This is a genomic window from Streptomyces sp. NPDC033966 (assembly GCF_055575955.1).
The window spans coordinates 37,874-50,275 of the sequence record NZ_JBVIRQ010000020.1 but is presented as its reverse complement, the minus strand read 5'-3'; the positions used below and the strand labels follow the sequence as shown (position 1 = coordinate 50,275).

12 protein-coding genes are annotated in these 12,402 nt (G+C 73.4%); 10 read left to right on the top strand and 2 right to left on the bottom strand.

Annotated features, from left to right (window positions below; all coding sequences use genetic code 11):
* Positions 1-50: 50 nt before the first annotated feature.
* On the bottom strand, positions 51-785 hold the full coding sequence (locus ACZ518_RS35880) for a TioE family transcriptional regulator (protein WP_469117230.1): 735 nt from the start codon (positions 783-785) through the stop codon (positions 51-53).
* A 58-nt stretch (positions 786-843) separates the two neighbouring features.
* Here ACZ518_RS35880 and ACZ518_RS35875 point away from each other — a divergent pair, with 58 nt between their 5' ends.
* From ACZ518_RS35875 to cutA, 3 genes are all read left to right on the top strand, one after another.
* The gene (locus tag ACZ518_RS35875) at positions 844-2,043 is read left to right on the top strand and encodes an erythromycin esterase family protein (RefSeq protein ID WP_469117229.1); all 1,200 of its coding nucleotides are present in this window, start codon (positions 844-846) and stop codon (positions 2,041-2,043) included.
* Positions 2,044-2,236: 193 nt separating this feature from the next.
* Entirely contained in the window at positions 2,237-2,902 is a 666-nt protein-coding gene (locus tag ACZ518_RS35870) for a DUF4097 family beta strand repeat-containing protein (RefSeq protein WP_469117228.1), read from the top strand.
* Between the two features lie 49 nt (positions 2,903-2,951).
* The gene (gene cutA, locus ACZ518_RS35865) at positions 2,952-3,275 is read left to right on the top strand and encodes a divalent-cation tolerance protein CutA (RefSeq protein ID WP_469117227.1); all 324 of its coding nucleotides are present in this window, start codon (positions 2,952-2,954) and stop codon (positions 3,273-3,275) included.
* A 7-nt stretch (positions 3,276-3,282) separates the two neighbouring features.
* Here the strand turns inward: cutA and ACZ518_RS35860 are convergent, their stop codons facing one another.
* The gene (locus tag ACZ518_RS35860) at positions 3,283-4,140 is read right to left on the bottom strand and encodes a helix-turn-helix transcriptional regulator (RefSeq protein ID WP_469117226.1); all 858 of its coding nucleotides are present in this window, start codon (positions 4,138-4,140) and stop codon (positions 3,283-3,285) included.
* A 256-nt stretch (positions 4,141-4,396) separates the two neighbouring features.
* Here ACZ518_RS35860 and ACZ518_RS35855 point away from each other — a divergent pair, with 256 nt between their 5' ends.
* From ACZ518_RS35855 to ACZ518_RS35825, 7 genes are all read left to right on the top strand, one after another.
* Positions 4,397-4,681, top strand: a complete 285-nt coding sequence (locus ACZ518_RS35855; protein ID WP_469117225.1) for a hypothetical protein — start codon at positions 4,397-4,399, stop codon at positions 4,679-4,681.
* Positions 4,682-4,756: 75 nt separating this feature from the next.
* Complete coding sequence (locus ACZ518_RS35850) at positions 4,757-5,560, top strand: thioesterase II family protein (RefSeq protein WP_469117224.1); 804 nt, start codon at positions 4,757-4,759, stop codon at positions 5,558-5,560.
* Between the two features lie 27 nt (positions 5,561-5,587).
* Positions 5,588-6,484 carry an isocitrate lyase/PEP mutase family protein gene (locus tag ACZ518_RS35845; RefSeq protein WP_469117223.1) on the top strand — a complete coding sequence of 299 codons (897 nt, stop codon included), beginning with the start codon at positions 5,588-5,590 and terminating at the stop codon, positions 6,482-6,484.
* Complete coding sequence (locus tag ACZ518_RS35840) at positions 6,481-7,482, top strand: beta-ketoacyl-[acyl-carrier-protein] synthase family protein (RefSeq protein ID WP_469117222.1); 1,002 nt, start codon at positions 6,481-6,483, stop codon at positions 7,480-7,482. Before ACZ518_RS35845 ends, ACZ518_RS35840 begins: the two co-directional genes overlap by 4 nt.
* Before the next feature lies 1 nt (position 7,483).
* Positions 7,484-9,817 carry an iron-containing redox enzyme family protein gene (locus tag ACZ518_RS35835; protein WP_469117221.1) on the top strand — a complete coding sequence of 778 codons (2,334 nt, stop codon included), beginning with the start codon at positions 7,484-7,486 and terminating at the stop codon, positions 9,815-9,817.
* Positions 9,818-9,834: 17 nt separating this feature from the next.
* The gene (locus ACZ518_RS35830; RefSeq protein ID WP_469117269.1) at positions 9,835-11,028 is read left to right on the top strand and encodes an acyl-CoA dehydrogenase family protein; all 1,194 of its coding nucleotides are present in this window, start codon (positions 9,835-9,837) and stop codon (positions 11,026-11,028) included.
* A gap of 40 nt (positions 11,029-11,068) precedes the next feature.
* Positions 11,069-12,328 carry a cytochrome P450 gene (locus ACZ518_RS35825; protein WP_469117220.1) on the top strand — a complete coding sequence of 420 codons (1,260 nt, stop codon included), beginning with the start codon at positions 11,069-11,071 and terminating at the stop codon, positions 12,326-12,328.
* The last annotated feature ends 74 nt before the right edge of the window (positions 12,329-12,402 follow it).

Here is a 12,402-nt window from a genome sequence, read left to right as displayed (position 1 = left end):
CTATGAGCTGGAATGATCTACGTCCGCGCCGCGGTGGACGGGCCGGACCGTCACGCGAAGGGGATGCGTCGGCCTCCCCGTTCGCGGAGGTAGGCGTCCAGTTCGGCGGCGCCCTTCAGCAGGGCCCGGCCGCGGGTGGACAGGCGGGTGTGCCAGTCGTGCAGGGCGGCTTCCAGGGGCTCCAGGCCGCCGGCCGTGCGGACCTGGGTGATCAGCGGGGCGATCTGCTCCAGCAGGTAGCCGCCCCGGCGGAGTTGGTGGGCGAGGCGGGCGTCGCGCACGGCGGCCTCGTCGTAGACGCGGTATCCGGTCCGGGGATCGCGGCGCGGGCGTACCAGCCCGGCGTTCTCCCACTTCCGCAGGGTGGCGGGCCGGACCCCGAGTTTCGCCGCCAGCGGGCCGATGAAGACGCCGCCCGGCTCGGGTGCCGGGAGGGGCTCCAGGCCGCGGAGCGCGGCCTCCACGGCCTGGAGGGTCCGGCGGTCGTCCAGGAGCTGGGCGTGGCTCTCGTCGATGAGGCGGAACGCCTCGTCGACCGCGTCCTCGTGCACGGCCCGCATGACGGCCGTCGCCGTCCGGTGGCCGTGGCCCGGCAGCAGGGCCAGGAACGCGCGCAGGGCGCCCGCGTGCAGCGGGGTGTAGGCGCGGTAGCCGCTGGCCGTGCGGGCGGCGGCCGGGAGGATGCCGGCCTCCTCGTAGTTCCTGACCGCCTGGGTGGACAGGCCGTGCGCGCGTGCCAGGTCGATCGGCCTGAGCTGTCCGCCGGTTTTAAGGTTCTGGCCCATGGAGGCCGAGAATAGCGGCCAAAGTTTCAACCGAAGGTTCAGCGATAGCGTTGAAGGCATGGAAACCTCTGTGAAGGACCACGTCCGTTCCGTCGACGCCGCCGCCGTCATCGGCCTGCTTTCGCGAAGGCCCCGGCTGCTCGCCCTCGGCGAGCCCACGCACGGCGAGGAGACCCTGCTCGAACTGCGCAACGAGCTCTTCCGGCAGCTGGTGGAGGAGGGCTACCGGACCATCGCGATCGAGAGCGACTGCCTGATGGGCCTGACCGTGGACGACCACGTCACCTCCGGCGAGGGCGTCCTCGACGAGGTCGTGGAGGGCGGCATCAGCCACGGCTGGGGCACCTCCGCCGCCAACCGCGAGCTGGTGCGGTGGATGCGCGCCCACAACGAGGGCCGGCCGGCCTCCGAACAGGTCCGCTTCGCCGGCTTCGACGGCCCGTTGGAGATGGCCGCCGCCGCGAGCCCCCGGCACGCCCTCACCGCGCTCCACGGCCACCTCGCCGCCCGGGTGGACGCGGACCTGCTCCCCTGCACGCGCGAGACCCTCGAACTCCTGCTGGGCGCCGACGAGCAGTGGACCGAACCCGCCGCCATGACGGACCCGGCCCGGTCCGCGGGCCAGTCGGCCGAGGCGGGCCGGCTGAGGCTGATCGCCGACGACTTGGCGGCCCTGCTCGAAGAGCAGGAGCCCCAGCTGACCGCGGCGGGCTCGCGGGAGGAGTGGGACCGGGCGCGCCTGTACGCGCGGACGGCCACGGGCCTGCTGCGCTACCACCACTGGATGGCCGACGGCTCGCCCGCCCGGCTCGCCCGGCTCGCGGGGGTGCGCGACCAGATGATGGCCCGCAACCTGCTCGCCCTCGCCGAGCGGGGGCCGGTGTTCGTCCACGCCCACAACGCGCACCTCCAGCGGGAGAAGAGTTCCATGCGGATGGGCGGGCAGCGGCTGGAGTGGTGGAGCGCCGGTGCGCTGGTGGACGCCCGCCTCGGTGCCGGGTACGCCTTCGTGGCCACGGCCCTCGGCACGATCCGGCACCGGGGAGTGGACGAGCCGGCGCCGGACACCTTGGAGGGGCTCCTGTACGAGCTCCCTGAGGACCGCCGCCTCGTCGACACCCGGCGGCTGGCCGAGGTGTTCGGCGGTGCCCGGCCCGCGCCCCGCGTATCGCCCTGGTTCGGCTACGCCCCGCTAGACCCGGCGCACCTGGCGGACGGCGACGGGGTCGTGTTCGTCAAGGACATGGCTCCGGCGTAGCGTTCAGCCTTCGTCTGTTGCAACGGAAAGGCGGCGTTCGTTGCGTTGAATTCAGACCCGGTGCAACGATTGCATGGCTCTGACCTGCAAGGATTGCGGTTCTTCGCAATGGGTGTGTTGCTGGGTGTGTGAACGCGACGTAGCGTTCAGGTCGTTGGAAACACCGAGTGATGAACCCGAGGGAAGAGAAACCATGCAGAAGTTCGCCACCGCCGCCGCGATCGCCGCCGTCCTGGACGTCCCGGCCGGGAACATCCGCTTCATCGCCGCCGACCGCGCCGACACCACGGTCGAGGTCCTGCCGGCGAACGCCTCCAAGAGCCGTGACGTGAAGGCGGCGCGGGAGACCGCCGTGGAGTTCCGTGACGGTGTGCTGCGGATCGCCTCGCCGCGGAAGAACCAGATGTTCGGGGCCTCGGGTACGGTCGAGGTGACGGTGCAGCTGCCGGCGGGGTCCAGTGTCGAGGCGAAGACGGCCAGTGCCGAGTTCCGGGGTGTGGGCCGGCTGGGTGAGGTGTCGCTGGAGAGCGCGCACGGCACGGTCAAGCTCGACGAGGCCGCCGGGGTGCGGCTGGTGCTGGCCGCCGGTGACATCGCGGTGGGCCGGCTCGGGGGTTCGGCCGACATCCGGACCCAGAAGGGCGACCTGACGATCGCCGAGGCCACCGGCGGCACGGTCACGCTGCGCACCGAGCACGGGAACATCTCCGTCGGCGCGGCCCGGGGCGTCTCGGCCTCCCTGGACGCCGGCACCTCCTACGGCCGCATCAGCAACGCCCTCCAGAACACCGGCGAAGGCACCGTCCTGAACATCCACGCCACCACCTCCTACGGCAACATCACCGCCCTCACCGCCTGAACACGGTCACGGCAGTAAGGTCGGCCGGACCGAGGGAGTGAGGAGAGCCGTGACGACCGGCATCGTGATCGCTCAGACCACCGTCGACGACGCGGAGCGCGCCCAGCGGCTGGCGCGCGGGGCGGTGGAGGAGGGGCTGGCCGCCTGTGCGCACGTCGACGCTCCCCTCACCGCCGTCTACCGGTGGAAGGGGAGCGTCGAGACGGCCACCGAGTGGCGGGTCTCCTACAAGACCGCCCGGGACCGGCTGCCGGCCCTCGCCGAGTGGGTCGAGCGGGCCCATCCCTACGAGGTCCCGGAGTGGATCGTCCTCCCCGTCGTCGGCGGCTCGGCCGCCTACCTCGAATGGGTCGACCGGGAGAGCCGCGGTTGACGGTCCGTCAAAGGACATAGGTCGCCTCGTTGCGGCCGAGCAGGTACCCGAGCTGGAGCCGGTTCAAGGCTCCGAGGTCCTGTTTGATGGCCGCGATGTGCGCCTGGAGGGAACGCTCGCTGATCCCTATGCGGCGCGCGATGGCCTTGTCGGAGTAGCCCTCCACCAGCAGCCGGCTGATGGACTCCCGGATCGCCGGGACCACCTCGTCCGCCGCCTTGGCCGCGTGCAGCGGGACGAAGGGAAAGGGTTTCGCCCGGTCCCAGGCCTTGTCGAACGTATCTCTGAGAAATCGTACGATGGTCGGTTCGGTAATGGAGATCGCCGTGGTACGGTCCTCGTTTGCCGAAATGAAGGCGACATCGTCCACAATGATCAAACGGTCAAAGAATTCTTCCAGCGTCCGTACTTGAGCGCCGTATTCCGTTACGGTGCGGACGTATTCCTTCGTCGCCTCGTCGAATCTCGTCGTGTGCTGATACAGCGTCCGCATGGCGATCCCCGCCGCGATCTGCCGCCGCACGGATTCCAGGGCGTCCTTCAGCACCGCACTCGGGCGCGCCCCGTCGGGCTGCGCGGTGAGGATGTCCCGCCGGACCGATCCGAGGGCGTCGTTGATCGCCGTCGAGATGCTGCCCAGGCCGTGCAGGTACCGGACCCCGGGCCCCACCACCTCCTCGCCGCAGGTCTCCAGTCCCGCGGGCGGTGCGGGGTGCGCCGCGGCCTGCTGCGCGGCTTCCTGCGCCAGCAGGCCGAGGTGCGTTGCGAGTTCCCGCAAGAACGCCTGCGGTTCTCCCGCCGCAGCCGCGTACAGCTCCTCAGGTGCACCGCTTTGTGCGGTTTTGACGTATTTGACTACGTCCACTTGTCACCCCTGTCTGTCCGGTATGCAGGTATTTGCGGCGGTTGAGACCCCGTGGGTTCCCGCAATGCGGAAACCGGAGCCATCGTAGGTCTACCTGGTCTCGAGTCGGCAGGGGAGATTTGGTCTCACCGCAGGAACGAACACCGAGAAGGCGCACCGGAGATCAGCACCGCCGGAAACCGCCTCGGTTTGGCGTTCCTGGAATGGCCAAAGGCGAAACGACTTGAGGGGACTGGGAAAAATGGGGAAGAACCACATGGTGACTCGTCCGGCCGGCCGCGTTTCGGGAATCCGCGGCCGTGTCGTACTCGCGACGGCGGGCATCGCCCTCGGCCTGGGTACGACGGTCGCCGGCATCGCCACCCAGGGTGCCTTCTCCGCCGACTCCGGCAGCCACCTGCGCCTCGGCGACGTCGGCTGGAACAACGCGAACCCGCACGTCGTGGCCGGTGGCACCGATGACGTCGGCTGGAACAACCCGCAGCCGGTCACCACCCCCGCGCCGACGCCCTCCTCCTCCGACGACGTTGGCTGGAACTGACCCACCCCCAGAGCCCCGTACTGCACTGCCTCACCTCCCGCCACTGACCGACCGGCAAAGGAATGGCTGATCCTCGTGGTTGCCTCCCCCTGGTTCCTGACCTCCGAGACCGTCGCGGTTCCCGGCCCCGCCGCCCGCGTCTTCTGCTTCCCGCACGCCGGCGGCAACCCCCGGACCTTCCTCGGCTGGCAGCCCGCGATGCAGGACGACGCGCAGGTCTTCGCCGTCTGCCCGCCCGGCCGCGGCCACCGCTTCCGCGAACCGGCCCCCGCCTCCCTCGCCGAGCTCGCCGACGGCTCCGCCGCCGCCATCGCCCTCGCCGCCACCACCGACGACCGGCCCCTCCTCCTCTTCGGCCACAGCTTCGGCGCCGCCCTCGCCTTCGAAGTGGCCCGCCGCCTCGACGGCGTACGCGGCCTCGCCGGGCTCGTCGTCTCCGGCTGCAGTGCCCCCTCGCTGCTGCCCACCCCCCGCGTGGTCGAGGCGGCCCGGCTGGAGGGCCGCGCGTTCACCGAGGCCGTCGGCTTCTTCGGCGGCCTGCCCCCCGAGGTGCTGGCGGACGAGGCCGTGCAGGAGCTCCTCCTGCCGCACCTCAAGGCCGACTTCCGCATGGTCGCCGGCTACCGCTACCGGCCCGGCGCCCCCCTCGCCGTCCCCGTCACCCTGCTCAACGGCACCGAGGACCCGCACGTCAGCGCCACCGCGCTCGACGCATGGTCCCGCGAATGCGCCGCGCCGCCCGAACGGCACTGGACGGACGGCGGCCACTTCTACTTCGAGGACCGGCCCGACGCCGTCACCTCCGTCCTGCGCCCGCTGGCCCGCGCGGCCGCGGCCGGAGCAACCCGCCCCGACGCTGAGTACGTTGAGCTGATCTAGCCCGTACGAGGCCCTGCGAGGAATCCCATGCACCCCACCACCACCCCGAGCACCGACCACGCCGCCCGGTTCCGGCGCGCCGTCGCCTTCCGCGACCTGCACGAGGGACCCGGCCCCTTCGTCGTCCCGAACCCCTGGGACGCGGGAACCGCGCGGATCCTGGCCTCCTGCGGCTTCGCCGCCCTCGCCACCACCGGAGCCGGCCTCGCGCACAGCCTCGGCCGCCCCGACGGGGCCAACCAGGTCAGCCGCGCCGAGATCCTCGCCAACGCCGCCGCGATCGTCGACGCCACCGGACTGCCCGTCACCGCCGACCTGGAGAGCGGCTTCGGGGAGCGCCCCGAGGACGTCGCCGAGACCATCCGCCTCGCCGCCGGAGCAGGCCTGGTCGGCGGCTCCGTCGAGGACTCCACCGGTCGTGACGGGGACCCCGTGCGGCCCCTCGAAGAGGCCGTCGAACGCGTCGCCGCCGCCGTGGAGGCGGCAAAGGCACTGGACTTCCCCTTCACCGTCACCGCCCGCGCCGAGAACTTCTTCCAGGGCCGGCCCGACCTCGACGACACCATCCGCCGCCTGAGGGCGTACGAGGCCGCCGGCGCCGACGTGCTCTACGCCCCGGCCCTGCCCGACGCCGACGCCGTCCGCGCCGTCTGCGCCGCCGTCGAACGGCCCGTCAACGTCCTGATGACCGCCGCCCTGAAGCTGTCCGTGGCCGACCTCGGCGCCCTCGGGGTACGCCGCGTCAGCACCGGCTCCGCGCTCTCCCGCGCCGCCCTCGGCGCCCTCACCCGCGCCGCCCGCGAGATCACCGGGACGGGCACCTTCGGCTTCGTCGCGGACGCCCTCCCGTACGACGAGGCCAACGCCCTGCTGGCCGCCGCCCCCGCCCCGTCCGCCGACCCAGAGAGCGACCCGGCACCGTGAGCCTTCCGTACGCGTCACCCGCCGCCTCCGCACCGGCCGAGGCCCCCGCCGTCCACCTGTCCGCGCCCCGTTACGTACTCGGCGAGACCGCGGCCGACCACACCACCGTCGAAGGCCTCCTGGAGCGCGCCCGCGGCTTCGGGATGCCTCCCCGCGCCGAGCTGTGGGGCTGGGGCACGGTCCACCGGACCGCCAAGACCCTGGAGACCCTCGCCGCCGAGACCGCCGCCGCCACCCTCGACGGCGCGGGGGTCTCCCCGGGGGAGGTGGACTGCCTCATCCTGTGCTCCACCCGCTTCCCCGGCGGCCCGCGCACCCACGGCGCGTTCGTCGAGAACGTCATGGCCGCCACCGGCCTCGGCGCCGCCGCCTTCACCGGCCTCACCCTCGGCCGCTGCGCCAACCTCCTCGCGGGCATCCGCACCGGCCAGGCGTACGTGGCCTCGGGCATGCACCGCCGGGTCATGGTCATCACCGCCGACCGGGTCACCGACGAGGCGGTCCGCATGGAGAACTTCGCCCTCTTCACCGACGGCGCCGCGTCCTGCCTGGTCAGCGCCGAACCCCTCGGCGCCGACGCGTACGAGATCGTCGCCGGGGCCGGCGCCCAGGACCCCGCCGGACTCGACTGGTCCAACGAGATCAGCTCCGACCTCGCCCGCGAGGTCAACGAACGGATCCTCGACGAGGCCGGCATGAAGATCGGCGACATCCACGGCGTGCTCCACGCCAACCTCTACAAGCCCCTGGTCGTCCTCAAGGAACGCCAGGCCGGCTTCACCCGCGAGCAGCTCTTCCTCGACAACATCCCGCGCGTCGGCCACTGCTTCGCCGCCGACCCGCTCATCAACCTCGTCGACCGCGACGCCGCCGGAGCCCTCAAGCCCCACGGGCACTACCTGCTCGCGTCCAGCGTCCCCGGCGTGCGGATCGGCGTCCTGCTGCGCAAGCTCCCGCACCACACCGCACCGGACACCGCACGGCTGGGGGACCACTGACATGACCGCGCCCATCACCCCGGACGAGGAGACCTCCCTCGACATGGCGCGGAGCTTCTACGCCCCCGCCTTCACCCTCCCCGACCTGACCACCTCGCTCCCGGCCGGCCCCGTCGAGGCCTCGGCGGCCGGCGCCGACGAAGCCGCCCGGATCACCGCCGCGCCACCCGCCGAGCTGTTCCGCCGGCTGATCTCCGACCAGGAGAGCGAGGCCGTCCTGCTCGCCGCCCGCCGGGTGCTCGCCGCCTTCCTGACCCCCGCGGAGGCGGCCGGCACCGACCCGGCCGGCACCGACGAGGCGGGCACCGACGAGGCCGACGCCGACGCCGTCGCCGCCGAGGTGCTCGCCGCCCGCGACGGACTCGCCGCCGTCCTCGCCCCGCTGCGCACCCACCCCGACCCCGAGGTGCGCGAGGCCGTCCTGCGCCAGCGCGCCCCCCTCGCGCTCACCGGCGGCTGCTGGCTCGACACCCTCTCCCAGGCCGCCACCCAGCCCGCCGAGATCGTCGGCCGCCTCTTCGGCCAGCACTGGCGGCTCCAGGGCGAGGGCACCGCCGAGGCCGGACTGCCCGCCCGCCGCCGCCGGGCCCTGGTCGCGCAGGGCGTCTTCCTCCCCGGAGTGGAGGCCGCCGCCTTCCTCGACGACGCCGGCGCCCTGCCCCTGACCGCCCTGCACGGCGCCTTCCGGCTGGCCCTGTCCCGGCTGCCCGCGTCGCACCTCCCCGAGGTCGTCGGCGTCCACTACGCCGCCCACGCCCTCGGCCTCGACGAACTCCTGCTCGGCGGCGAGCCGGTGCTCGCCGAGAGCGACGTACGCCCCGTGCTCGCCGCCTACCTGTCCTACACCCGGCAGTCACCGACCGGGCCCGAGGACCGCCGCCGCGCACTGGCCGCCGTACGCCTCCTCGTACGCCTGGAGCGCGAGCACACCGCCGCCCTCGCCGAACTCGCCGCCTGGCACGACGGGCTGTCCCTCGACGCCCGGGTCGCGCGGATCGTCGAACTGCACGCCCCGCACGCCGGCCGCCAGCACCGCGCGGTGCGCCTGGGCACCCGCAAGCTCACCGACTGGCTGGACGCCGGACAGCTCGACGCCGCCGCCTTCGTCCGCGAGTTCCGCACCGCCCGGCAGCTCCGGCCCGCACGCGACGGCGGCCCCTGCCGGTTCCTGAAGTCCATCAAGTTCGGCGGCCCCATGTTCGGCATCTTCGACGAGCGGGAAGCGGCCGTCCTCGCTTCCTGGGCGCGGTCCGTCGCCGCCGGCGAGCCCGCCGGGGCCGGCCTGGTCCCCACCACCGCCGGGCAGGACGCCGCCCGCGCCTGGAGCGAACGCCTCGCCGCGGCCGAACCCGCCGGCCTCCTCGTACGCGACCCCGACGGGCCCGGCGGCCTCGCCGACACCCGCGACCACCGCCGCTTCTTCCACCGCCTCGTCAACTTCGAGCGCCACCCCGGCGTCCTGCCGGCCGCCCGCGCCCGCGCCGAAGCCGGACTCGCCGAGGCCGAGCTGCTCTTCGAGCACGGCGCCGCCGGGCTGCTCACCGACGCGTCCTGGTTCACGTACACGCCCGAGGCCCTGCTGGAGCGGGTCGAGCGGATCTACTGGGACAAGCTCGTGGACCCGTACGAGCCGCTCACCGAGATCCCCTCACGCGACGAGGTCGTCTTCGAGCAGTCCACGTACGCGCTCGGCAGCCTCATCGACGGAGCCTGGGCGCACCGCGTCGGCAACCTCGGCCGGCGCGGACGGCGCAGCGACGACATGCTCTTCTCCATCTACGCGGACGAGATGGGCCGCGGCGACATGGACAAGAACCACATCACGATCATCCACAAGGTCCTCGCCAGCATGGACATGGACCTGCCGCACATCCGGCAGGAGGCCTTCCTGCACCAGGGCGACCTGCCCGACCACCTGTACGGCTTCTCCGTCCACCAGCTGTGCCTGTCGCTGTTCCCCGACAGCCTCTACAACGAGATCCTCGGCTACAACCTGGGCATCGAGATGTTCGGCCTCGGCGCGATGCGGATGCACGAGATCCAGAAGCTGCGCAAGCACGGCCTCGACGTCTCCTACGAAGAGGCCCACCTGTCCATCGACAACTTCTCGGCGGGCCACGCCCGCCAGTCCGCCGACATCGTCGTCGCCTACCTCGACGACGTGCGGCACCTGTCCGGCGAGGAGGCCGTCCAGCGCGAATGGCGCCGGATCTGGCGCGGCTACGCCTCCTTCGCCTTCTTCATCGAGCACGCGCTGGTGAAGCGGGTCCGCGCCGAGGCGGCCGCGGAGGCCGCCTCCGCGGCCGCCGGCACCCCCGCCGACCTGGTCATCTGAGGAGCGAGGCGATGGAAATGACGACGAGCTTCGACACCGAGGTCCTCGCGCTGCCCTTCTACGAGGACTCCCACCGCCGCCTCGCCGCCGAGGCGGGCGCCTGGTGCGACAGCAACCGGGTGCTCTGGGAGGAGATCCGCGGCCTCGCCCCCGACGCCGCCGGACGGCGCCTCGTACGCGTCCTCGGCGCGGCGGGCTGGCTGAGCGAACTCGACCCGGGCGGCGCCCCGGTGGACGACTTCCGCGCGGTGTGCCTGCGCCGCGAGGCCCTGGCGTACGCCGAGGACCTGGCCGACTTCGCCTTCTCCATCCAGGCGCTGGCCGCGACCCCGCTGCTGCGCTTCGGCAGCGAGGCACAGCGCCGCCGCTACCTGCCGGGCATGGCCGCCGGAACCCTGATCGGGGCCTTCGCGGTGTCCGAGAAGGAAGCCGGTTCGGACGTGGCCTCGGTCGGGCTGGAGGCGGTGCGCGACTCGGACGGGGACGGCTCGTACGTGCTGAACGGCCGCAAGGCGTGGATCGCCAACGGGACCATCGCCGACGTGTTCGTGGTCATCGCCCGCACCGGCCAGGGCCCGGGCCCGCTGGGCCTGTCCGCCTTCCTGGTGCCGGCCGGCACCCCCGGGCTGCGGGCCGAGCGGATCGACGCGATCGCCCCGCGCTCCTTCGCCCACCTGTCCTTCGAGGACTGCCGGCTGCCGGCCGACGCGGTGCTCGGGCGGCCCGGGAAGGGGTTCGTGGTCGCGGTCGACCTGCTGGAGCGGTTCCGCACCACGGTGGGGGCCGCGGCCCTCGGCTTCGCCCGGAGGGCCTTCGACACGGCGCTCGCGCACGTGCTGGCGCGGGAGGCGTACGGGTCCACGCTCTTCGATCTCCAGCTGGTCAAGGCCTCCCTCGCCGACATGGAGGTCCAGCTGAACGCGGCCGCGCTGCTGGTGGCGCGCGCCGCCTGGGAGACCGACCGGGGCAGCCGCCGGTTCGCCCGGCACTCCAACATCGCCAAGGTCCACGCGACCGAGGCCGCGCAGGACGTCGTCGACCGCGCCGTGCAACTCCTGGGCGCCGCGGGCATCGTGGAGGGCTCGGTCACCGAGCGCCTGTACCGGCAGATCCGCTCGCTGCGGATCTACGAGGGCACCACCGAGGTGCTGAGGATGGCCATCGCGGGGTCCCTGGACATGCGCAGGGCCACCCGGGCCACAGCAGCCTGAAACCGTCGTACCCGTACCACCGTTCAGCAGGGAGCCCGTAGTGAGCACCACCACCGTCAGCAGTCCCGTCGAGGCCGTCCGGCTCGCCGACCCGTACCCGTACTACGCGCGCCTCGTGGCCGAGCGCCCCTTCGCCTGGGACGAGGCGCTCGGGGTCTGGGTCGCCGCCGACGCGGCCGCGGTGCGCGCCGTGCTGGGCAGCGGCGCGCTGCGGGTGCGGCCCGTCGCGGAACCGGTCCCGGCCGGGATCGCGGGCACGGCCGCCGGGGAGGTGTTCGGCGAGCTCGTGCGGATGACGGACGGCGCCCCCGCGGCCCGGCTGAAGGGGGTCGTGGCCGGTGCGCTGGCCCGTGCGGACACGGCGTACGCGGCCTCGCTGGCGGCCCGCCTCACCCGCGAGGTGCTGGCGGCGGGCGGCGAAGTCCCGTACGAGGAGCTGATGTTCTCCGTCCCGGCGCGGGTGGTGGCCGCCCTCAGCGGCCTGACCGACGGGGCGGGCCGGGAGGCGGCCCGCGCGATCGGCGACTTCGTGCAGTGCATCCCCGCGACCGCGACGGAGGACCAGTGCAGGGCGGCCTCGGCTGCCGCCACCCGGCTGCGCACCCTCCTGGGACCGGCCCTGGCGGAAGCCCGGGCGACCCCGCCGGCGGACCCGGTTCCCGGGTCCGGGCACCCGGAACCGCCCGCGCCCGGCGCGGCGTCCGGGTCCGGGTGCGGGGTGGTGGCCGGCTCCGGCGCGTCCGCCGGGGTTCCGTATTCCGCCCGGCAGGGGCAGGGGCTGTTGCAGGAGCTCGTCGCGGCCGCCGAGCGGGACGGGTGGCCGCGTCCGGGGCCGCTGCTGTCCAACGCCATCGGCTTCCTCTCCCAGACCTACGACGCCACCGCCGGGCTGATCGGCAACACCCTCGTCGCCCTCGCCCGGGGCGCGGACGGCACCGACACCGGCGCCCTGGTGCGCGAGGTGGTCCGGTACGACGCCCCCATCCAGAACACCCGCCGCTTCGCCGCCGAAGCCTTCACGCACGCCGGCTCCACCGTGGAGCCGGGACAGCAGGTCCTCGTCCTCCTCGCCGCCGCCAACCGCGACCCCGCCGTCAACCCGGACCCGCACGCACTGACCCCCGGCCGGGTGAATCCGGCCGTCTTCACCTTCGGCGCGGCGGCCCACCGCTGCCCGGGTGCGGAGCTCGCCACGGCCCTCGCCGGCGCCGTCGTCACCGAACTGCGCGCGGCAGGCTTGGGCACCACCGCGACCCCCGCCTACCGCCCGCTGGCGAACGCACGGATCCCGCTCCTCTAGCGCGCGGGCCGTCCCCGACGGAAGCCGACGCAGCCCCCGCAACCGCGATCAGGCCGGGGGTCGGTCACCCCTAT